This window comes from Blautia sp. AF19-13LB (assembly GCF_003479105.1).
Taxonomy (GTDB): Bacteria; Bacillota; Clostridia; order Lachnospirales; family Lachnospiraceae; genus Fusicatenibacter; species Fusicatenibacter saccharivorans.
Map to the genome: position 1 here is coordinate 102,225 of NZ_QUGO01000005.1, position 23,794 is coordinate 126,018.

Here is a 23,794-nt window from a genome sequence, read left to right on the forward strand (position 1 = left end):
ATTGTGAAAGAACGAAAACTCTACAGCCTGACGGGGAAGCTGATCGTTTTTCTTCTGCTGATCGTTTTTGCCGCCAGTGCGCTGTTCGGGGGCATTCAGACACTGATGCTTTCCAGCGTCGGCCTGACGCCGAATGCGGCAGCAAAAAAGTATGCGTTTGAAGAAACCACCGCATGCGGCACACTGGTGCAGCGGCAGCTTCATAACGTCATGAGCTACTATAATGATATGAGTAAATTCGGCACAAACGGTCGATACGACGGAACAAAAGAGATTGATTACCGTGCCTTTGCAACCGATGGAGAGGGAAGCGGCGGGATAAGTACAACGTACACCATTGACCAGCTTGTCAAGATGTACGATGACGGCAGCAGCGCAGACCTCAATGAGGTGGCAGCGTATACTGCGGACAATTATGCGACGAACGATGCCGGAATTGACAAAGAAGCCTATCTTGCATACGAAGATGGAACTGACGTGAGCCAGGAAACAGAAGAGACGGATGTAGCCGCACTCACCGAAGAAGTGAGCGCGGCAGATGCAGAGACGTTTGACAGCTTTTCCCCGGACGGCGAGGTCTACTTTCCTTCCGATAATGCAGTGAAAAGCCTGAAAGAGAAAAAAATTGATCCTGCTGATGTTTCCTCCCAGTTTTTGTATCTATACGATCAGGGAATGAGCCTGGAAACGCAGAAAACGAAAGCGGGAACGTACCTCTATGAGTACGCGGCGGCAAATCTGAAAAAGGTATCCATCCGCGATCTGTATATGACACTTTCCGGGGTCACGGAAGAAGTTGCTGCTTTTAAAAACCAGGAGAGCGGCATCAGCGTCGATGCGGACGATGCCAATCTCTGGTACTGTCTGGAGGATAAAGAAGGAAATATCTATACGAATGTGGATTCCTGGAAAAATAGTTACACAACAGCCATTGCGCAGAAATCGCCCTATCCGTTCGCCTTTGCTGTTGACCGGACCGGCGGTGCCGACAAAGTCCGTTCTTATGCAACAAGAAAAAACAGCCCGGCCGTGGAAGCAGCGAGAAGCTATCTACTGAACAATCAGATTGCAGATAATTATCAGAAGATCTTTGTTGCACTGGATCCGGATCTGGCAGCAAGCGACTATTTCTCCCAGTACAGTGAGATCTACAGCCAGTGGCTTCCGAAAATGCAGCTCCTTCTTCTGATGATTGCAGTTGGCGGAATCGGAACGCTGGTCTGCCTGGTCCTGTTCACACTGCAGGCAGGAAGAAATGGAAAAAACAAAGAAATCCGCCTTTACTTTTTCGATCAGTGGTACACGGAAATCGCAGCTGCAGCCGCCATCCTGATTGTGATGGGAGCAGTTGGAATCGTTGCTGTCTGCATCGAACTTTCCTACGGCGGCGTTCATTATATCCAGAATTTTGACGGAAACTACATCTACAGCGGATCCTATGGAAATGAAGCAGATACATGGCGAAGCCTGGTGGCCGCATCGGGCATCCTCGCCGGATTTCTGATCACACTGATTCCGTACTGCTCACTGGTGCGCCGGATCAAAGCACGCAACGTCTGGAAACAGTCGTTTTTGTACTGCGTCGGCCACCGGATCGTGTCTGCCGGAAGAACCTTCTATGAAGGCAGACAGGAGTCGGAGCGAACGATCCTTATGTTCTGCGTTTTCTGCGGCGTGCAGATCATTCTCTGCTGCGGCTTCGGAATGTTCGGCGTATTCCTTACCCTGGTGATGGATGCCGCAGTGCTGCTTCTTCTGCTGCGCGAGGCATCCGGAAGAAAACAGATTGAACATGGCTTAAAAGAGATTGCTGCGGGCGATCTGGATTACAAGATTGACCTGACGGAGCTGCAGGGGGAAGACAACCTTCAGCTTGCCGGAATTGTCAATTCGCTCGGAGAGGGAATGAAAGCGGCAGTGCAGGAGCAGATGAAGAGCGAGCGCTTAAAAGCGGATCTGATCACCAACGTATCCCACGATATCAAGACACCGCTTACTTCTATTATTAATTATGTCGATCTGCTGAAACGGGAAAATATTGAAAACGAGAAAGCGAAAGATTATATCCGCGTACTCGACGAAAAATCACAGCGCCTGAAACAGCTGACGGAGGACCTTGTCGAGGCATCGAAGATCAGTTCCGGAAATATTAAACTGGAATTCATGAACCTGAACCTGAATGAACTGGTACAGCAGGTGAACGGAGAATTTGCGGAGCGGTTCGAAGGCCGCAATCTCGACCTGATCTGTATTCTCCAGCCGGAACCGCTTCTGATCCGTGCGGACAGCCGCCGCATCTGGCGCGTGCTTGAGAACCTGTACGTAAATGTCTGCAAATATGCCATGCCGGGAACACGGGTTTATGTGGATGCCATCAAAAAAGACGGAAAGATTCAGCTCTCGATCAAGAACATTTCCGAGAACCCGCTGAACTTCCAGGCAGATGAACTGACGGAGCGTTTTATCCGCGGCGATGTCAGCCGGAGCACCGAGGGCAGCGGCCTGGGTCTTTCAATCGCAAAGAACCTAACGGTATTGCAGCATGGAAGCTTCAACATTTATCTGGACGGCGACCTGTTCAAGGTTACGATTACGTTTGATGAAGCTGTAAAGGAGAAAAAACCGATGCCTCCGATGATCGTACCGGAAGCGGTACAGGAGGAAGCACAGCAGGATGCCTGAGAAGTGTTGAAAAATAAAAGAGAATAGAAAACGACAACTCCCCGCCGGGAAACACGCAGCAGATGCGGTTCCCGGCGGGGCGTTATTTATGAAATGCAGTTTATTTATTCGTCTGTTTCTGGCTGTTCAGCCGGGCTTGCAGATTCCTCTTCCGAAGCAGTTTCTGCAGCATCGGTAGTTTCAGCCGGAGCAGCGTCATCGGAACGTTCAGTCAGCGGGCTTGGTCTGTCCATCGCTTCGAGTGCCCGTAAGGATTCTTCTTCCGGTGTCAGAACCTCGTTTTCTTCCTCAGGCATATAGAATGGGAAGATTTTGTTTACGAAGAACCAGGAGCATCCAAGCGCTACCGTGGAAAAGCCCAGAAGGAACATCAGAAGAATCAGATAGCTGACAATCTTTGTCGTGGAGAATACATAGATCAGCAGCGGACAGAGATTGACGAGCAGGATCATGATGGTCCACGGCAGGTGGCGGATTGCCATCAGGATGGAGTTCTTGATCGTGTTTTTTACAGTATTGTCAAAGCGGCTCAGTACCGGAAATACATAGGAAAGTACCATGGCCTCGAAAAAGATCAGTACCAGGAAAACAAAACGCAGGTAGGTGATGGTACCCGGCATTCTCATGACCAGCAGAAGATCAAGAATCAGAACAATCAGAACCGCCAGCAGGATGAGCCAGATGGCAGTTGCCTGCTTGAAGTTTTCGCGGAAGGATTTCCAGTAGGTACGGAAGATATACGTCTCCTCATTTTTGATCATCTTCAGCGTGACGTAGTACATTGCTGTGAAATTGGCGCCGATTGTCACAATCGGGATACACATAATAAGGAAAATAATGTTCAGCATCATCAGGTCGAAGACACGGCCCATAATCTGCGAGAACTTACTGTCCAGGCTGAAAAAACTCATAATTTGTTCCTCTTTTCTGTTGAATTAAGTGTGCCGCCGATTAACGTTCCGGCTGGCAGACATCATAGAAAAGTATAGCGAATTTTTCAGAAAAATGCAATGAAGAGAATATAAACTTTTCGTTTCGTCATTTTGTATAAGAGTGAACATTTTGTTTGTGCAAAGTGGACAGAAGAGAACGGTTCGAGAAAATCCGAAAGCAGAATTGCCAATCTGCCGGAGGAAAGTTTGTGTAATTGTGGCATGGTCGAATGCGGGTAGAAAAGGTATACTAGTCCCATAAGCAAGAGAGATGCAAATGCAAAACTCATAATAAAACGCATGATGTTTATTTAGGGAGGATTCAAAAATGGCAAGTTTATCTTTACAGCACATTACAAAAAGATATCCGAACGGTTTTGAAGCAGTAAAAGACTTCAACCTGGAAATCGCTGACAAAGAGTTTATCATCTTCGTAGGACCATCTGGATGTGGTAAATCTACAACACTTCGTATGATCGCAGGTCTTGAGGAGATCTCCGATGGTACTCTGAAAATTGACGATAAAGTAGTAAACGATGTAGAGCCGAAAGACCGTGATATCGCAATGGTATTCCAGAACTACGCTCTGTATCCGCACATGACCGTATATGATAACATGGCATTCGGTCTGAAACTGAGAAAAGTTCCGAAAGATCAGATCGACAAACAGGTTAAAGAAGCAGCTAAAATCCTTGACCTGGAGAAACTGCTTGACCGTAAACCGAAAGCTCTTTCCGGTGGTCAGAGACAGCGTGTTGCTATGGGACGTGCAATCGTACGTGATCCTAAAGTATTCCTTATGGACGAGCCTCTGTCAAACCTGGATGCAAAACTTCGTGTACAGATGCGTACCGAGATTTCTAAACTGCATGAGAGACTGGGCGCTACCATCATCTACGTAACACATGACCAGACCGAGGCTATGACACTTGGTACCAGAATCGTTGTTATGAAAGACGGAGTTGTTCAGCAGGTAGATACCCCGCAGAACCTGTACAACGCACCGGGCAACCTGTTCGTTGCAGGATTCATCGGATCTCCGCAGATGAACTTCCTGGATGCAAAAGTAAAAGTTAACGGAAACGACGTTACTCTTACTGTTGGTAAATACAACATGAAACTGCCGGCTTCCAAAGCAAAAGCTGTTATCGACGGCGGATATGACGGAAAGACCGTTGTTATGGGTATCCGTCCTGAGAACGTACATGATTCTCAGATGTTCATCGAAACTTCCAAAGACAGCGTAGTTGAGTGCAAGATCAACGTATACGAGCTGTTAGGTGCAGAAGTTTACCTGTACTTCGATTGCGAAGGCTTCCCAATGACAGCCCGCGTAGATCCTCGTACAACTGCAAGAAGCGGAGATACCGTTAAATTTGCTCTGGATATGGAGAAAGTTCATCTGTTCGACAAAGAGACAGAGATCACCATTACCAACTAATCCATATGAACATCAGCGCGTATGCGCAAACATAGAGAAAAGGATCGACATCCGTTCGGATGCCGGTCCTTTTTGCATATGCACCGCCCTCCTTTTGCGAAGCAAAAAATAGTTGCCAATGAGAAAAAAATAAGCTATAGTTATAGATAAGACGCACCCTGGAGTAAAATACGCCAGGAGAAAGGAAGTGGCAGATTTGGTATCAAGTCAGGTATTACAGAAAACCCTTGATGAATTAAGAAATATTACGAGAATTGATTTATGTGTGACGAATACGGATGGTGTTCTGCTGGTGACCACATTCCCGGAAACCGCGATTGATGCAGAAAGCATCCGTTCTTTTGTATTATCCGCTGCGGACAGCCAGATTGTACAGGAATATCATTATTTTAAAGTATATGACAACCAGAATGTGGAGTATATTTTGATTTCTAAAGGAAGCAGCGACGATGCATATATGATCGGAAAGGTTGCCGTATGTGAGATTCAGAATCTTATCATTGCATACAAAGAGCGTCTGGACAAAAACAACTTTATCCAGAACCTTCTTCTCGACAATCTTCTTCTGGTGGATGTCTACAACCGCGCGAAAAAGCTTCGCATCGACACAGATGTGCGCCGCGTTGTTTACATGGTAGAGACGAAGCTGGAAAAAGACATCAGCGCACAGGAGACAGTAAAGAGCCTCTTTGCTTCAAGACCGAGAGATTTCATCACCGCAGTCGATGAGAAGAGCATTATCATTGTAAAAGAACTGAAAGACACCGACACCTTCGAGGATATGAACCAGACCGCAAGAATGTTGGTGGATATGCTGAATGCGGAGGCCATGTCCCAGGTGCGCGTTTCCTACGGAAATCCGGTCAACGAGATCAAGAGTGTATCGCGTTCTTACAAAGAGGCGAAGATGGCACTCGAAGTAGGAAAAATTTTCTACGCAGACAAAAACGTGGTACCATACAACAACCTCGGCATCGGCCGTCTGATCTATCAGCTCCCGATTCCGCTGTGCGAAATGTTTATGACCGAAGTCTTCGGCGAAAATCTGCCGGATACGTTCGATGAGGAAACACTGACCACAATCAATAAATTTTTTGAAAATAACCTGAATGTGTCCGAGACATCCCGTCAGCTCTATGTACACAGAAATACTCTGGTGTACCGTCTGGAGAAGCTCGAGAAGAGCACAGGACTCGACATTCGTAAATTTGACGATGCGCTGACCTTTAAAATTGCCATGATGGTCGTAAGCTACATGACGTATATGAACAACAGCGAAAATCTGTAAAACCGTTCAGAGCCGTACAGGATTGCGGGAGTGCAAAGCACGGAGCAATCCGGGTATCGAAGGGGTCAAAAGACTTTTTGACCCTGACATTTTATCAACAACAAGAGGAGAGGAACGACATGATTGAATTACTGAACACAGGTGCATACCTTGTCAACGGAATCGACATCATCCCGGATACAGAAGAAGGCCGCGCGGAACTCAAAGCGCGTACCGGCGCTGTGCCGTGTCCGGCGGATGCTGCAAAAGAAACCATTGCCTATGGAATCTTAAAAGACCACAATGTTTCCGGCAACATGGAAAATCTGCAGATCAAATTTGACAAACTTACATCGCATGACATTACTTTTGTTGGAATCATTCAGACCGCGCGCGCGTCAGGACTGGAAAAATTCCCGGTACCGTACGTGCTGACCAACTGCCACAACTCCCTTTGCGCAGTCGGCGGAACCATCAACGAAGATGACCACATGTTTGGTCTTACCTGTGCGAAAAAGTACGGCGGCGTCTATGTACCGCCTCATCAGGCAGTAATTCATCAGTTTGCCCGCGAGATGCTTGCCGGCGGCGGAAAAATGATCCTCGGATCCGATTCCCACACCCGTTACGGTGCACTCGGAACCATGGCCATGGGCGAGGGCGGACCGGAGCTGGTAAAACAGCTTCTCTCCAAAACATATGATATCGCTATGCCGGGAGTGATCGCAATTTACATGACAGGCGCACCGCAGGCGGGCGTAGGACCGCAGGATATTGCACTTGCCATCATCGGTGCAGTCTTTGCAAATGGTTACGTAAAGAACAAAGTTATGGAGTTCGTAGGACCTGGCGTATCTTCCTTAAGCGCAGATTACCGGATCGGTGTGGACGTTATGACAACCGAGACAACGTGTCTGTCCTCCATCTGGAGAACCGATGAGAAGATCAGCGAGTTCTATCAGATCCACGGCAGAAGCGCAGATTACAAAGAGCTGAATCCTGGCGCGGTTGCTTACTATGACGGCGTTGTAAAAGTAGAACTCGACAAGATCAAACCGATGATCGCGATGCCGTTCCATCCGAGCAATGTTTATACCATTGAAGAGCTGAAAGCAAACCTCGATGACATCCTGAACGATGTAGAGAAGAAAGCAGCCATCAGCCTCGACGGAAAAGTTCCGTTCACTCTGAAAAATAAAGTACACGACGGAAAACTCCTGGTAGACCAGGGAATCATCGCAGGATGCGCCGGCGGCGGATTTGAGAACATCTGCGACGCAGCCGATATCCTGAAAGGCCACAGCATTGGCGACGATGCGTTCACCTTAAGTGTTTACCCGGCAAGTACTCCGATTTATATGGAGCTGGCAAGAAACGGAAAACTGGCAGACCTGCTGGAGACCGGTGCGATCGTCAAGACTGCATTCTGCGGACCGTGCTTCGGCGCAGGCGATACCCCGGCAAACAATGCATTCTCAATCCGTCACTCCACCAGAAACTTCCCGAACCGCGAGGGATCCAAAATCCAGAACGGACAGATTTCTTCCGTTGCCCTGATGGATGCACGTTCCATCGCCGCAACCGCAGCAAACAAGGGATTTCTGACTGCAGCAGATGAGTTTACCGGAACGTATACCAAACCGGCATACCACTTCGACAAGAAGATTTACGAGAACCGTGTCTTCGACAGCAAGGGCGTGGCAGATCCATCTGTTGAAATTCAGTTCGGACCAAACATCAAAGACTGGCCGGCAATGCCGCAGCTTGCTGAGAACCTGATTCTGAAGGTTGTCTCTGAGATCCATGATCCGGTTACGACCACCGACGAGCTGATTCCATCCGGCGAGACTTCGTCCTTCCGTTCCAACCCGCTTGGACTGGCAGAGTTTACCCTGTCCAGAAAAGATCCGGCTTATGTGGGACGTGCAAAAGAAGTACAGGTTGCAGAGAAAGCCATCCAGGAAGGCAACTGCCCGGCAGAGGCACTTCCGGAACTGAAACCGGTCTTTGCAGCAATTCACACCCAGTACCCGGATATCGACAAGACAAACGTCGGTGTCGGATCCACCATCTTCGCTGTAAAACCGGGCGACGGCTCTGCGCGTGAGCAGGCAGCTTCCTGCCAGAAGGTATTAGGCGGCTGGGCAAACATCGCCAACGAGTATGCAACGAAGCGCTACCGCTCCAACCTGATCAACTGGGGCATGCTTCCATTCCTGATCCCGGAGGGAGATCTGCCGTTTACAAACGGAGATTACATCTTTGTACCGGAGATCCGCAAGGCAGTGGAAGAGAAAGCTGATGTGATCAAAGCGTACGTTGTAAAAGACGGAGCACTTGTTCTGTTCGAGATGACGTTAGGCGCGCTGACCGATTATGAGAGAGAAATCATCCGCAAGGGATGCCTGATCAACTATTATAGAGGATAAGTATTTGAGAAAGAGCTGTGTGGCAGGAGAAAAGTCTGTTTCATAGCTCTTTTTCTGCGCACTTATTTGAAACAAAATATCAGAAAACAATATAAAATTCAGAAAATAAACACAATAATTAAGAAAAGGAAAAGCGATATAAAAAAACAGTAAAAATATTTTAAAAATGTGTTGACAAATACTGGCGGATCTGTTATATTAAAATCACAAAGAAACAAGAAAACAAAAACCTAACCAAGAGGTACAAAGAGAAAGACTTGGGACCCCCTTTTCAAGAGAACAAACCATTTTCATAGAAAGAGACGAGAAATCTTCTATAGAAGAATGGAAAAAAAGGGAAAAGGAAGATGTTCTTAAGATGAGAGACTTCCGAAAGGAAAGAAAACCTGAGATAAAGATCCATACAAAAGAAGTTCGAAAGAAAACCTTTTGATAAACATGAGATCAGAGCAGATCTTAGGAAATCCTAAGGAAAAGATTTTCGGAGTGGAAATCTTAACCGCAAAGGAAAAGCCTCTGAAAAAGAACATCTTCCCGAAAAAAAGAAAATCTACAACAGGGAAATGGAAGAGAAACGATCTTTGAAATATCAAACGAAAGCGAAAACAAAGATCACAGATCGGTAAAGAAAGAAAACCAGTGAAAATCCTTGAAAGTAGAGAAAAAACTGAATATGGAAAATAAAGAAAAAGCGGTCGCTGTATCAGAAAAAATGATTGGTATGGCGATCGCTTTCTGTGTTGTGTAATTCGTCCGCCGGGCATGTTTTTCTTGACAGATGCGGCGGAAATGGTGCATACTTCTTAAAGCATAACAGCGGAGAAATCCGTGTATCGAAAATAAGAAGTCAGAACAGGAGAAGAAAGTGGCTGGATTTTGCAGAGAAGATATTTTAATGGAAGATAACGATATTCTTGTTGTTCACAAGCACGCGGGTATGGCAGTGCAGAATGCGCGGATGGGACAGATGGATCTGGAGCATGCGCTGCTGAATTATTTGGCGAAGCAGACAAGGGCGGAAACACCGGGTCAGGCGCGGACTCAGATTCCATATCTGGCGGTCGTTCACCGGCTCGATCAGCCGGTTGAGGGCGTGCTGGTGTTTGCGAAAAACAAAGACGCCGCAGGAAAACTGGGACGGCAGGTGAAGGACGGGACGATGAAGAAAGAGTATCTCGCCGTCTGTGAGGGAAAAATCGAAAAACAGGGCGTGCAGAAGTTTGAGGATTTCCTTGTAAAAGACGGACGGAGCAACACATCCCGCGTCGTACAGCCAGGCACCGCCGGAGCGAAAAAAGCGGTGCTGGAATATGAAGTGATAAGGACACAGGAGAACCGAACCCTGGTGCAGATCCACCTCGGAACGGGCCGCCACCACCAGATCCGCGTCCAGTTTTCCCATGCGGGATATCCGCTGGCGGGTGATGCAAAATATGGGGCGAAGGAGAAAGGATCTCTGGCGCTGTGCGCGCATCATCTCGAGCTGAAGCATCCGCGGACAGGCAAACGGCTTTCGTTTACCGTAAAACCAGAAGGTGAAATCTTCCACAGCTTTGTGTAACTATTCAGAACTATGTGAAATTGCAAAAAAGTTCAGAAAATCATAAGAAAACAGGACTGGACTATTTTTACGGTTTGTGTATAATAGAGAAAGGTTATGTAACAAAACTGTAAAAAGTAATGGAAAATGATTCATCAGGCAAAGCAGAAAGGGAGAATTATGAAACGCAGAATGATTGCAGTACTGCTTTCCGGAATCCTGCTGTGCTCGGCAGCTGGATGCGGAAAAGAAGCAGTGACAGACAAGAGCACCGCAGCATCGTCGTCTCAGGAAGTGACAGAAACTCCGGCGGCAGAAGAAAGCCCGGAGGCCTCATCGTCCAGCGCAGATTCTACAGCAGAGTCAGCCAGTGCATCCACATCTTCTGAAAGCTCTGGAGATGAAGGAAAAGAAGCAGACAAAAAACGAATAGAAATCACCGTTCCGCACAAAGACGGCATGGAAGCATTGTACGACACCGTGGATGGACTTAACGTTGAAAAAGGCTCTTACATCGCCGTGGTTGCAAAAGACTTAAGTGCCGGTTTTTGGAAAGCCGTAAAAGCCGGTGCGCAGCAGGCACTTGACGATCTGAACGCCTCGCTTGGCTACACCGGAAACGACAAAGTTTATATGACATTTGAAGGCCCGGAAAATGAAAGTGACACCAACTCTCAGATCAATATCATCGACTCTGTCATTTCGGAAAATCCGGACGCGCTGATCCTTGGTATCATTGACCAGCAGTCGGGACAGGCACAGATGGAAGAGGCTTCCGACAGCCAGATTCCAGTCATCATCGCGGATTCCGGTATCGAGAGTGATCTGATCACCTCGACATGTGCGACTGATCACGCAGCGGCAGCAAAGCTTGCGGCAGATCATCTCTGTGAGGCCATCGGCAACAGCGGAGAGGTTGCGATTGTTGCACATCAGTACAACACCGAGAGCAGCGTAGAGCGCGTGGAAGCATTTAAAAAAGAGATCGAAGAAAAATATACCGATGTGAAAGTGGTTCAGGTGAATTACGGAGATGGAGAAGAATCCATCGCGGACATGCTGAAAAATACACTTGAAACCTACCCGGCTCTGAAGGGCATCTTCTGTACGAACGAAGACATGGCAGACCAGACGCTGGATGCGCTGGCAGATATGGAAAATACTGAGCAGATTCAGATTGTCGGTTTTGATTCCGGTGAAAAACAGCAGAAAGCGATCCAGGAGGGACGCGAGTACGGTACTGTAACGCAGAATCCGTACGGTCTTGGCTATGCGGCAATCGTGGCGGCCGTCCGCGCGATTCAGGGACTTCCGGTAGATCAGAAGATCGATACGGGATATCAGTGGCTCGACAAAGACACGATCGATCTGGAGACAAATCAGAAGTATCTTTATAACTGAAAATCAGGATAAAAAATGAACCCGGCAGACAAGGGAATGTTCCTTTGCCTGCCGGGTTTTCTGCGCTGCAGTGCGGATTACGAGTTCTGATCGTCTTCGTAAATTCTCTGTACCTCTTCGGAAATCTGCTGCCGGATCGCGGAGAGATCGACATCCGGGATGCCGTCCTCGGTGATCTGCGGTTTGGAAGGAGAGGTATACGGCTTCGTGTCGCCCATGGAAGCTTTTGGGGATGTTTCTTCTTCGTCAAACTCCTCCGGAGCGGCCGGTTTTGCGGATGGCCGGCGGCGGATGATTTTCGGAAGATCTTTCTCATCGTCGTCATCGTCAGGTTCTTCCGGAACAAAACGGAAATCGTACATGGTGTTCTGCGAAACACGGGTACGGTTCGACGGTTTCTGATAGCTGCGGTACGGATCTCTTGCGTTGCCGGAAGAAGAGGAAGAGGAGCCGCGGCGTTTCTTTTTCTTCTTTCTGGATGGAAGAGGATCGAAACCGGATCTGCGCTTCCGTCTGGCGCGAACTTTTGCACGGTGTTCGCGTTCTTCTTCGTCGTCATCCTCCCAGTAGTCCGCCTCTTTCCACGGTTTAAACTGGAAGAGCATGCCTGCTGCGGCGAGAATGGCAGAGACAATCCAGAACATCATGTTCAGATCGAGGTCCTTGAAGAAATATGCCATGCGGATCGTCGTGAGGGCGCCGCAGATGGAGGTGACCAGGATTACGGAAATGCGTTCGAACGGAACGCAGATCAGGCCGATCACGAAAGCAACGAGGGCGACGAGTCCATAACCTGTGATATCGTTTGGATTAACGAGATGCCAGAGGCAAAAGCCGACGAGCCCGCAGATCAGAAGAAAAAGTCCGATCCGGTAGAGGACGAAGGCAATGATTGCGGTCAGAAGACCGGTGCCGACGGCAAGCGCCAGGGTGATCGTCGTGGTCTGATTCGTGTAGGTACCCGCTGCATAACCAGCGGCCGCGCCGAGAAAAAATCCGGGAATGACGCTCCAGAGTTTGCGGAGCGCATAGCCGAAGAAACAGTTCAGCAGGGCAAAAACAATCACAATCAGAAGAAGCTGCTGCTGGTAAACACCCATGACGTCCCGGACTTTATCGAGACCGCCAAGCAGCGTGTTGATGTTAAAAGCTTGCATATTCAGATTCATGATATTCACTCCTATATGATGTATCGGAAAAATAGATACAGGTTGTATTTTAGTACGGAACGGCGGTTTTGGCAAGTGAAATTGTGTTTGAGATCTGGAAAACGGCAGAATGGCGGCGGTGTGCATATGGTATAAGGAAGAGCAAAAAGGAAATAAAACAGGCATGAATCAGGATAGAGTGTATGAAAATAGAAGAAATTCCTATCAGGGAAATCCGATGGAGCGGCCGGAGCCGTTTTTTGCGGCACAGCCCTTATGGGGAAGAAGTATGGAGGAGCAGCAGGAAGCGCGGGAACGGCAGCGGATGCAGTCGTATTATTCCCGGACGGCATCTGATCTGCAGAGGCTGGTGGAGGCAGAGTGTGACCGCATGGATTACCGCGGCAGCATGATGTACGACGAATTCCCGGACCGGCTCATGATGGAGCACACCTGCCGGAATATCGCACGTCAGTACAGCAGGGAAAACGGCGGGAAGGATGAGAAAACGGCAGAAGAGGAACTGCTCGATTTAATCGGCGTTCTTTTTTATAATGAAATGTTCCGGAGGCGGAGCAGGAGGAAACATTATTACAATCTGTGGCTTTAAACCGCGCCATAAAGTAATAAGAGGGTAACACATTTTTAATAATTTTTTTGTTGTGGTTTTGCGGAAAACAGATTACAATATTAGCGGGGTTGTAAGGGGCTTTATTACACATGTTTACAAACGATTCAGGAAGTTTGGAGAGTATAAATGGAATTACAGAAATTATTACAGGATGAAATCCGGGAAGGGCTGTACCGTATCACGATCAGCGGTCCAAGAGGGGACAGTGAAGTGTCCAAAGTGAGAATACGCCCGGTTGAAATAAAAGGAAAACTGCTCTTTCAGTGCCAGGAGACCGTCGGCACGAAGGAGTTTCATAAAAATATGACAAAAGACGATGTGATCACCCGGATCAGCGACTGGATGAACGGAACCTTCAAGCAGATGCAGCTCGAATCCGACACCTGCACAGCATCCGTTCTGGTCAGCAAAAAGGGAACGATGACGATCAAAAAGAAACCGCATATGAAAGGAACCGGCAAACCCGTCAATCTGGCGCACAACCGGAAGAAACGGTATATTCTGGAAGAAGGAATCCCGGTTCCTTTTTTACAGGATCTCGGTGTTATGACAAAAGAAGGCAAAATCGTGCGGACCCGCTACGACAAGTTCCGCCAGATCAACCGCTTTCTGGAGTTCATCGAAGATATCCTGCCGCAGCTCCCATCGGACCGCGAGATCACGATTCTCGGTTTCGGCTGCGGAAAATCGTATCTGACGTTTGCGATGTATTATTACTTCCGCGAACTGAAAAAACTGGATGTCAATATCATCGGACTTGACTTGAAAGAGGATGTCATCGCAATCTGCAACGGACTGGCGGAGAAATACGGCTATGAAAAGCTGCATTTCTATCAGGGTGACATCGCTTCTTATACCGGCCGCGACGAGGTCGATATGGTGGTGACGCTGCACGCGTGCGACACGGCGACTGACTATGCGCTGGAAAAGGCCGTCAAATGGAATGCAAAAGTTATTCTTTCCGTTCCGTGCTGCCAGCATGAGCTGAACCGCCAGATTGCAAACAAAGAACTGTATCCGATCATGGATTACGGCATCTTAAAAGAGCGCATGGCGGCGCTTCTGACCGACGGAATCCGGGCAAAGCTTCTGGAGAATGCAGGCTATGAGACACAGATTCTCGAATTCATCGACATGGAGCACACGCCGAAGAACCTTCTGATCCGCGCGGTAAAACGCCAGGAAGGCTCGAAAAAACTGCCGGAAGAACTGAAAGTGTGCATGGAAGCGTACCATGTGAAGCCGACACTGGCAGACCTCCTCACAGAAAAGGAGGAGCCGTGATGAATAAAAGAGCAGCAAGGATTCTGATCCTTTTTCTTGTTTTTGCCGCATCAGTCGGTGTGTTCACACACCTGATGAGCCACGAGACGACGGAGAATGCGACCGATCTGGACGCAGCGAGTCTTCCGGTGCTGTACATGAAGACCGCGGACACGACAGTGAACCGCATGTACGGATACCGCCAGGAGATGAACGGCGTAACGACAAGAGAAAACCTGACACCGCTGCCGATGGACCGTTCGCTTACGCTTGAAATTGATGCGAAGGGACAGAAAATTATAAACGTGACCTATACGGTGGAAAGCACAGACGGCGGAGCGCTGATTGAAAACTCGGTGCTGAAATCGTTTGACGAGGACGGAAGCTATCTGAAAGCAGACTTCCAGTTAGAGACCGCGATTCTGATGAATCAGGAATATACGCTGAAGCTCGAGGTTGCCTACGGAAACGGCCAGTCTGCCTGGTATTACACCCGCATTGTACAGCGCAACGGCGTGGAGGTCGGCGATTATCTGGCCTACACGCAGATGTTTGCGCAGACATGCCTGGATAAAACGCAGGCGGAAGCGCTCGTTCCGCAGCTTGAGCCGGATGAGACGGGGGATAATTCTTCGTTCCTCAATGTCAACATTCATTCCAGCCTCGACCAGATTTCCTGGGGAAGCCTCGCACCGACGATCGTACAGCAGCCGGTGCAGCAGATCAAAGAAGCGAATGAGACGACGACCAGCATCAAACAGGAGTACATGATCAGTGCGCAGGATGAGAACGGACAGACGGAGTATTATACCGTAAGCGAGTTCTACCGGATGCGAGAGTCCGACGGAGAGATTATTCTGCTGGACTTCGAGCGGAGCGCACAGCAGATCTTTGATCCGGAGCTTGGTGTTCTGACGAAATCCGGCATTAACCTCGGTGTGACCGGCGAGGATACCAAGTATGTGACGAATACGGCAGGTGATATTGTCGCATTTGTAGTAAACGGTGATCTCTGGTGCTACAACCGCAGCGCCAACAAGACGATCCGCGTTTTCAGCTTCCGTGAGAACGGCAGCATGGATGACCGGGAACAGCACGGAGAGCATGATGTCAACATTGTACGTGTGGATGATGCGGGCGATGTGACGTTTGTTGTTTATGGCTATATGAACCGCGGAAACCACGAGGGTGAAGTGGGAGCAGCCGTTTACTATTATCGCGCCGAGCGGAATGTGGCAACCGAGGAGATTTTCGTTCCGGCGGATATTTCCTACGAGATGCTGAAAAAACAGCTCGACCGCCTCTCCTACGTCAACAAGCAGAGAGAGATGTATCTCTATCTGAATGAGAACCTGTGTAAGGTAGATATTGAAACCGGCACGACGACGGTGGTCCGGGAAAGTATCCCGGAGGGCTGCTTTGTAGTATCGGAAAGCCAGGAGAGCATCGCGTGGATGGATGCGGACAATGCAAGCAGTGCGATGAACATCACCGTGATGAATCTGGAGAGCGGGGAAACGCAGCGCTTTGCGGCGGATGACGGACAGAAGATCCGGGCACTTGGCTTTATCAATGAAGACTTTGTCTATGGTATGGCAAACGACAGCGATATTTTAAAAGATATTTCCGGCAATGAAGTTTTCGCTATGCATACGGTGCGGATTGTCAGCATCGACGGAAACGTGAAAAAAGAGTATCACCAGGACGGCTATTATGTGACAGGTGTGTCGATTTCGGACGGCCTTCTGGAGCTGGACCGCGTGGTACGCCAGGAAAACGGCTATGCGGATGCGCCGGAGGATCACATCATGAACGGCGAGCAGCAGAGCCAGGAACTGGTGACGGGCCGCCTGGCAACGGTGGACGACAGAAGAGAGCAGCAGTTCCTTCTGGAATTCTCGACGAGCGGCAAAACACAGTCGCTTCTGACACTGACACCGAAATATATCTATTCAACCTTACGGACCGATCTTACGATGTCGTACGACACGGGCAGCGCAGATCTTTACTATGTATATGGAAAAGGAAAACTGATCGCCATTTTAAGCTCCCCGGCCGAGGCCGTACAGCTTGCCGATGAGAATGTCGGCGTTGTGCTGAACAGCAGCCAGTCCTATGTGTGGGAGCGCGGAAACCGCCAGCAGGGCATGCGCCTCGACGAGACAACGATGCCGTCGGGATTCCAGAGTGCATCTCTGGACGAAAACGTGCTGAAGGAGTCACTCGGTGATGATTACGAACTGCTGAACCTGACGGGCTGCACAAGAGAAGAAATTCTCTACATGATCAGCAGCGGCTACGGCGTTGTTGTAAAGACCGGCGCGAACGAGAGTCTGCTTCTGACCGGATACGATATTTTTGGAAATTCCTGGCTGTATAACCCGGCAACGGGCGAGACAACTGCACTTTCTGACGATGACAGCGATGCATTGTTCGCACAGAACGGCAATGTCTTCATCAGTTATATTAAAAAAGTAAAGATCGAGTGATTTGCGGGGTTTTCTAATGACGCAAAAAGTGCTAGAATAAAGAAAGCACTATGAATATTTAGGGAGAAAAAAGACAATGAAACTTACAACCATCCGAGAGATTTATAAAAACCGGGAAGCATACCTGGACAAAGAAGTAACCGTAGGCGGCTGGGTGCGCAGCGTACGTGATTCCAAAACCTTTGGTTTCATCGTTCTGCACGACGGAAGCTATTTCGAAACCCTGCAGATCGTATACCACGATGAGATGGAAAACTTCGCTGAGATTTCCAAAATGAATGTCGGCGCAGCTATCATCGTAAAAGGTACTCTCGTTGCTACCCCGCAGGCAAAACAGCCGTTTGAGATTCAGGCGGCAGAAGTTACCGTAGAGGGCGTTTCCGCACCGGATTACCCGCTGCAGAAAAAACGCCACTCCATGGAATACCTTCGTACCATTTCCCATCTGCGTCCGAGAACCAACACCTTCCAGGCAGTCTTCCGTGTTCGTTCCCTCTGCGCCTATGCGATCCATCAGTTCTTCCAGGAGAGAGACTTCGTTTATGTCAATACCCCGCTGATCACCGGAAGCGACTGCGAGGGAGCCGGCGAGATGTTCCAGGTAACCACCATGGATCTTGACAATATTCCGAAAACCGAGGACGGCGCTGTTGATTTCACACAGGACTTCTTCGGAAAGAAGACAAGCCTTACCGTAAGCGGACAGTTAAACGGCGAGACCTTTGCACAGGCATTCCGCAATATCTACACCTTCGGACCGACTTTCCGTGCAGAGAATTCCAACACCACCCGCCACGCAGCTGAGTTCTGGATGATCGAGCCGGAAATCGCTTTCGCTGATCTGGAGGACGATATGGAGCTTGCTGAGGCAATGCTGAAATATGTCATCCGCTACGTTATGGAGCATGCACCGGAAGAAATGCAGTTCTTCAACAGTTTCGTGGACAAGGGACTGATCGAGCGTCTGAACCATGTCGTAAATTCTGAGTTCGGCCGTGTAACCTACACCGAGGCTATCGAGCTTCTGGAGAAAAACAACGACAAATTCGATTACAAAGTATACTGGGGATGCGATCTGCAGACCGAGCATGAGCGTTATTTGACCGAGCAGATCTTCAAGAGACCGGTTTTCGTTACCGATTATCCGAAGGAGATCAAAGCGTTCTACATGAAGCTGAACGATGACAACAAGACCGTTGCCGCTATGGACTGTCTGGTTCCTGGCATCGGAGAGATCATCGGCGGAAGCCAGCGTGAGGACGACTACGAGAAACTGCTTGGCCGTATGAAAGAGCTGGGACTTGCTGAGGAAGATTACGGATTCTATCTGGACCTCAGAAAATATGGTTCTACCCACCATGCAGGATTCGGACTGGGATTTGAAAGATGCGTCATGTATCTGACCGGAATGGGCAATATCCGCGACGTCATCCCGTTCCCGAGAACAGTAAACAACTGCGAGCTGTAATTACGAAAAGTGATATAGAAACTTAAAAAATACGGATGCCGGGTGCAGTGGAATCCAATGTGGATTTGGTGTGCCTGACGTCCGTATTGTAGTAATGGAGAAAATGAATCCAGAAAGGGGTATGCGCCTATGCGGTTTATTCATATTGCGGACGTGCATCTTGGCATGCAGCCGGATGCGGGATTTCCCTGGAGCGAGGAGCGCGGGGAGGCCATCTGGGAGAGCTTCCGGCGGATCATCCGCCTGGCCGGTCGGGAAAAGACGGACTTTCTGTTGATCGCGGGAGATCTGTTCCAGCGTCAGCCGCTGCTGCGGGAACTGAAAGAGGTCAATGATCTCTTTGCTTCCATCCCGGAGACGATCGTCGTGCTGATTGCCGGAAACCACGATTATGTGAAGCGGGAGAGCTTTTACCGCGGTTTCGACTGGGCAGACAACGTGGTAATGCTCCTGTCGCCGGAGCCGGAGTGTGTTGAAGTTCCGGAGAAGAAGACGGCGGTGTACGGATGCAGTTACGACAAAAAAGAGATCCTGGAAAACCGGCTGGACGGCGTGCGGCCGGAGGGAAAAATGAAATATCATCTGCTGCTCGCGCACGGCGGCGATGCCCGCCACATGCCGTGGAATCCGGGCCGCATGGCGCAGGCTGGGTTTGATTATATTGCGTGCGGGCACATTCATAAGCCGGGGATTCTTATTCCCGACAAAATGGCATACGCAGGCGCACTCGAACCGACGGATGAGACGCAGTTGGGGCCGCACGGCTACATCCGCGGAACGGTGGACGAGCACGGCACGCGGATTCAGTTTGTGCCGTTTGCCAGATATGAGTACGAAGATCTGGTGTTGAACGTGACGGAGGATCTGACACAGTATGCGCTGGAGACGAAGCTGAAACAGGAGCTGGCGCTGCGGGAGGATGGGAAGATCCGAAAAATCATCCGCCTGAAACTTGTGGGACACCGTGCCGCCGAGCTGGAATTTTCTCCGAAACGGCTGCTGGACTGCGGCAGAGTCATCTCCGTGGAGGATAAAACACGTCCGGCATACGATCTGGAACAGCTGAAGAAAACGTATGGCGCTAGTCTGATCAGCGCCTATATTGAAGCATTTGAAACAAAGACGGATGCGCAGTCACAGAAGGCGCTCGACTATGGTCTCGAGGCGCTGCTGGCGGCACGCAGGAACGGCTGAAAAAAGATTGCGGGAGGCATAGAAGATGAAAATAGAAAAACTGGAAATCCGCAATTTTGGAAAAATGCAGAACCGCACACTGGAATTTTCCGATGGGATTCAGCTCATCAGCGGGGAAAATGAGAGCGGAAAATCGACCGTCCATACCTTCATCCGCAGCATGCTGTTCGGCATGACACGCGGCCGGGGGCGGGCGGCAAAAAATGATGTCTACAGTCGTTATGAGCCATGGGAAAATCCGGCATACTATGCGGGAGAGATGGTGCTTGAAAGCGGCGGCAAACGGTTCCGCCTGACACGGAATTTCGGGCGGCAGAACGCCAATGCAAAGCTGGTGTGCCTGACGGACGGCGAGGTGCTCTCCGTGGTGGACGGCGATCTTTCCATGCTGCTCGGCGGTGTCAGTGAGATTGTGTATGATAATACGGCTTCGATCGGGCAGTTAAAAGGCAGAACCGAGGAAGGGCTTGCGGATGAGCTGCGGAACTATATGGCAAATTACCAGGGGAGCAGCGATGGAGAGCTCGATGTGGCGGCGGCGCTGGATTTGCTGAAGCAGAAGAGAAAGCGCCTGGAGCAGGAACAGAAAAAGACGCTGGCGGGACTGGAAAAACGGAAGGAAGAACTTGAGACAAAAATTTCCGTTTTTACGGAGGAGTGCCGTCAGAGCGAGGAGAATCTGCAGCAGGCGAAAGAGCAGATGAAGCGGGATATTTATCAGAAGGATGTGCCGATCGAACGAGTGCGGAAAATGAAAAAAGAATCTCGGAAGAGCCGCAAATGGGGTGCCGCGTGCGTGGCGCTGGCTGGATTTCTCTTGTTCTTATGCATTCTGCAGTTCTTCCATATTGATTCGCTGCTGACGAGAACGGGACTCGGGCTTGCGATTGCGGCGCTCTTGTATCTGGCGTACAGTCTGTTCCGTCACCGGAAAACGGAGGTCGAGCAGGTCGTGACGGAGCCGGAGGAGCAGGCGATCCGCCGCCAGCAGTGGAATGTGGACCGCCTGAAGCAGGAGCTGGGACAGAAACAGACGGTGCTGTCGAACTTGCAGAGTGAATACGAAGAGCTCTGCATTTCCATGACGGAAAAAGATCATCTGCAGGAAGAACTCGATGCGCTTTCCCTGGCGGGGGAGACGATCCAGAGTCTTTCCGTACAGATGCAGAGCCGGATCGGCGACCGCTTAAAACAGCAGATGTCAAAAACGCTGTCATCGCTGACGAATGGCCGCTATCTGCAGGTGAATATGGATGAGAATCTGCGGATCGGCCTTCACACCGCAGACGAATATGTGCCGCTTGAACAGGTCAGCCGCGGCACGATCGAGCAGGCGTACTTTGCGCTCCGCATGGCGGCGATGGATGTGCTCTGCGGCGAGGAGGAGCTGCCGGTGATTCTCGATGAATCGTTTGCGTTTTACGATGAAAACCGGCTGAAAGAAACTTTGAAATGGCTGGCGGAAAACCGGACGCAGGTGCTGCTCTTTACGTGTCAGAAGCGGGAGGAGGAAGCACTCTCGGAGATGGGAATTCCGTACCGGAAAATTGTGCTTTAAGTAATGCGGCTCGCAGAGAATCGGTGAGTTGTGGTTTGGAAATAAAGGAGAATAGAAGTTATGCTGACAATAGGATGTCATTTATCATCGTCCAAAGGATATCTTGCCATGGGAAAAGAGGCGGTGTCCATCGGGGCGAATACCTTTCAGTTTTTTACAAGAAACCCGAGAGGAAGCAAGGCGAAAGCCATCGACGAGGCGGATGTCGCAGTGTTTCTTTCTTACAGTAAGGAGCATGGAATCGAGCGCATTTTGGCACATGCGCCGTACACGCTGAATCCGTGCTCGAAGGATGCGCACACGAGAGAGTTTGCATGGATGACGATGGCGGATGATCTGAAACGGATGGAGTATACGCCGGGAAACTGCTACAATTTCCACCCGGGCAGCCATACCGGACAGGGGGCGGAAGAGGGAATCCGTCTGATTTCGGAGATGCTGAATGAAATTTTAAAACCGGAGCAGACGACCACGGTGCTGCTCGAGACGATGGCAGGAAAAGGAACCGAAGTCGGCCGCTCGTTTGAGGAGCTGGCGGCGATTCTGGAGCGCGTGGAATTAAAAGACCACATGGGTGTCTGCCTGGATACGTGCCATGTGTACGATGCGGGATACGATATTGTGGATCACCTCGATGACGTGCTTGAGGAGTTCGACCGCGTGGTAGGACTTTCGAAGCTGAAAGCGGTTCATCTGAACGACAGCAAGAATCCGTTTGAGAGCCATAAGGACCGCCATGAGAAGATCGGCGAGGGATCGCTGGGGCTTGCGGCATTTGAGCGGATTGTGACACATCCGGCGCTGGCGGGACTGCCGTTCTATCTGGAAACACCGAATGAGCTGGACGGATATGCAAAAGAGATCGCGCTGCTGCGCGGGTTTGCGAAATAGAGGAAGAAGGTAAGAGAAAGTGGAAAACACGAGAGAGAAGAATAAAAGAGCTGACGGAAGAAAAAAGACGTATTTCGACAGGGAAAATAAAAAGAAAGCCGTTCGTACAGAGAAAACAAAGAGCGTGGCACCGGAAAAAGGAAAGCAGAAAAAGAGTTCATCATCGTCGAAATGTCCTTATCAGAAAAAATGCGGCGGATGCACATATCTGAACCTCTCCTACGAAGAGCAGCTCGCGAAAAAAGAGCAGTTCCTGAAGAAGACTCTGAAGGGCATCGTCCCGGTCAAAGGAATGGTTGGCATGGAAAATCCTTATCATTACCGGAATAAAGTCAATTCCGCCTTTGCACGCAAAAAAGACGGAACGATCATATCCGGCATTTATGAAAAGGGCACACACAAAGTGGTCCCGGTCGATGAGTGCCTGCTCGAGGATCAGCGTGCCGATGCCATCATCCGCGATATCCGCAGTCTGCTGAAGAGCTTCAAAATCATGATCTACAACGAGGACAGCGGCTACGGTCTCCTGCGCCACGTCATGGTGCGCACCGGCTTTGCTTCCGGCGAGATCATGGTCGTCCTCGTCTGCGTATCACCAGTCTTCCCGTCAAAAAACAACTTCGTAAAGGCCCTGCGCAAACTCCACCCGGAGATCACCACGATCGTACTGAACGTCAACGACCGCACCGACAGCATGGTACTCGGAAAACGCGACATTGTCCTCTTCGGACGCGGTTACATCGAGGATGAACTCTGCGGCTGCACCTTCCGCATCTCCCCGCAGTCCTTCTACCAGGTCAACCCGGTTCAGACGAAAAAACTGTACGAAAAAGCCATCTCCCTGGCCGGCCTCACCGGAAACGAACGCGTCCTGGACGCCTACTGCGGAATCGGAACCATCGGCCTCATCGCATCCCGCGATGCCAGAGAAGTCATCAGCGTCGAACTGAACCCGGACGCCGTCCGCGATGCCGTAACAAACGCCAAACGAAACCAAATCAAAAACGTCTCCTTCTACCAGAACGACGCCGGCGCTTTCATGGTTTCCATGGCAGAGAAAGGGGAAAAAGCGGATGTTGTTTTCATGGACCCGCCAAGAGCCGGAAGTGATGAAGCCTTTCTGTCCTCTGTCGTAACCCTTTCACCGAAAAAAGTGGTCTACGTCTCCTGCAATCCGGAGACATTGGCGAGAGACCTGCGGTATCTGACAAAACACGGATATAAGGCAGAAGAGGCATGGGGGTATGATATGTTCGCGTGGTCGGAGCATGTGGAAAGTATCGTGTTGCTTTCCAAACTTAAATCAAATAAGTTGAAGCATATCAATGTGGAATTAGAGATGGATGAGCTTGATTTGATGGCGGCGGAGAGTAAAGCGATCTATGCGGAAGTCAAGGATTATGTTTCTGAAGCAAAGCGGATTGAAAGTTAGCAACTTGTATATCGCACAGGTGAAGCAG

The 23,794-nt window shown here is 49.7% G+C and carries 16 protein-coding genes; 14 read left to right on the forward strand and 2 right to left on the reverse strand.

The genetic code is table 11. The features are described 5' to 3' along the window. Window positions 1-3: 3 nt before the first annotated feature. Window positions 4-2,682 (forward strand): sensor histidine kinase, encoded by a 2,679-nt coding sequence (locus DWX32_RS06810; RefSeq protein WP_118659464.1) that lies wholly within the window; start codon window positions 4-6, stop codon window positions 2,680-2,682. 104 nt (window positions 2,683-2,786) lie between these two features. Here DWX32_RS06810 and DWX32_RS06815 read toward each other — a convergent pair whose 3' ends face one another. Next, the gene (locus tag DWX32_RS06815; RefSeq protein ID WP_243037562.1) at window positions 2,787-3,593 is read right to left on the reverse strand and encodes a YesL family protein; all 807 of its coding nucleotides are present in this window, start codon (window positions 3,591-3,593) and stop codon (window positions 2,787-2,789) included. A 349-nt stretch (window positions 3,594-3,942) separates the two neighbouring features. Here DWX32_RS06815 and DWX32_RS06820 point away from each other — a divergent pair, with 349 nt between their 5' ends. The 5 genes from DWX32_RS06820 (at window position 3,943) to DWX32_RS06840 (ending at window position 11,692) form a co-directional block, all read left to right on the forward strand. After that, the gene (locus DWX32_RS06820) at window positions 3,943-5,055 is read left to right on the forward strand and encodes an ABC transporter ATP-binding protein (RefSeq protein WP_055219170.1); all 1,113 of its coding nucleotides are present in this window, start codon (window positions 3,943-3,945) and stop codon (window positions 5,053-5,055) included. A gap of 196 nt (window positions 5,056-5,251) precedes the next feature. Then, on the forward strand, window positions 5,252-6,343 hold the full coding sequence (locus DWX32_RS06825; protein WP_117762063.1) for a PucR family transcriptional regulator: 1,092 nt from the start codon (window positions 5,252-5,254) through the stop codon (window positions 6,341-6,343). A 119-nt stretch (window positions 6,344-6,462) separates the two neighbouring features. Continuing rightward, window positions 6,463-8,751: a hydratase gene (locus DWX32_RS06830; protein WP_199671270.1), complete on the forward strand. Its 2,289-nt coding sequence runs from the start codon at window positions 6,463-6,465 to the stop codon at window positions 8,749-8,751. 895 nt (window positions 8,752-9,646) lie between these two features. Beyond that, entirely contained in the window at window positions 9,647-10,312 is a 666-nt protein-coding gene (locus tag DWX32_RS06835) for an RluA family pseudouridine synthase (RefSeq protein WP_117802482.1), read from the forward strand. 159 nt (window positions 10,313-10,471) lie between these two features. Then, window positions 10,472-11,692 carry an ABC transporter substrate-binding protein gene (locus DWX32_RS06840; protein WP_158578815.1) on the forward strand — a complete coding sequence of 407 codons (1,221 nt, stop codon included), beginning with the start codon at window positions 10,472-10,474 and terminating at the stop codon, window positions 11,690-11,692. Window positions 11,693-11,769: 77 nt separating this feature from the next. On the opposite strand, the gene DWX32_RS06845 is transcribed toward DWX32_RS06840, so the two are convergent. Then, a complete protein-coding gene (locus tag DWX32_RS06845; RefSeq protein WP_158579561.1) occupies window positions 11,770-12,861 on the reverse strand; it encodes a TM7S3/TM198-like domain-containing protein in 1,092 nt (363 codons plus the stop codon). A gap of 163 nt (window positions 12,862-13,024) precedes the next feature. Between DWX32_RS06845 and DWX32_RS06850 the strand changes: the two genes are divergently transcribed. The 8 genes from DWX32_RS06850 to rlmD all read left to right on the forward strand — a co-directional run bounded on the left by DWX32_RS06850 (window position 13,025) and on the right by rlmD (window position 23,766). Continuing rightward, entirely contained in the window at window positions 13,025-13,450 is a 426-nt protein-coding gene (locus DWX32_RS06850; protein WP_117762052.1) for a hypothetical protein, read from the forward strand. 147 nt (window positions 13,451-13,597) lie between these two features. Further along, window positions 13,598-14,755, forward strand: coding sequence for a class I SAM-dependent methyltransferase (locus DWX32_RS06855; RefSeq protein ID WP_118659470.1), 1,158 nt, complete (start codon window positions 13,598-13,600; stop codon window positions 14,753-14,755). Further along, on the forward strand, window positions 14,755-17,223 hold the full coding sequence (locus tag DWX32_RS06860) for a hypothetical protein (protein ID WP_118659472.1): 2,469 nt from the start codon (window positions 14,755-14,757) through the stop codon (window positions 17,221-17,223). The genes DWX32_RS06855 and DWX32_RS06860 overlap by 1 nt, the downstream gene beginning before the upstream one ends. Before the next feature lie 76 nt (window positions 17,224-17,299). Then, window positions 17,300-18,691 carry an asparagine--tRNA ligase gene (gene asnS / locus DWX32_RS06865; RefSeq protein WP_117762055.1) on the forward strand — a complete coding sequence of 464 codons (1,392 nt, stop codon included), beginning with the start codon at window positions 17,300-17,302 and terminating at the stop codon, window positions 18,689-18,691. 129 nt (window positions 18,692-18,820) lie between these two features. Then, window positions 18,821-19,885, forward strand: a complete 1,065-nt coding sequence (locus DWX32_RS06870; RefSeq protein ID WP_118595290.1) for a metallophosphoesterase family protein — start codon at window positions 18,821-18,823, stop codon at window positions 19,883-19,885. Between the two features lie 25 nt (window positions 19,886-19,910). Continuing rightward, a complete protein-coding gene (locus tag DWX32_RS06875) occupies window positions 19,911-21,443 on the forward strand; it encodes an ATP-binding protein (protein WP_118659474.1) in 1,533 nt (510 codons plus the stop codon). Between the two features lie 60 nt (window positions 21,444-21,503). Next, window positions 21,504-22,334 (forward strand): deoxyribonuclease IV, encoded by an 831-nt coding sequence (locus DWX32_RS06880; RefSeq protein WP_118659476.1) that lies wholly within the window; start codon window positions 21,504-21,506, stop codon window positions 22,332-22,334. A 19-nt stretch (window positions 22,335-22,353) separates the two neighbouring features. After that, entirely contained in the window at window positions 22,354-23,766 is a 1,413-nt protein-coding gene (gene rlmD, locus DWX32_RS06885) for a 23S rRNA (uracil(1939)-C(5))-methyltransferase RlmD (protein ID WP_118659478.1), read from the forward strand. The last annotated feature ends 28 nt before the right edge of the window (window positions 23,767-23,794 follow it).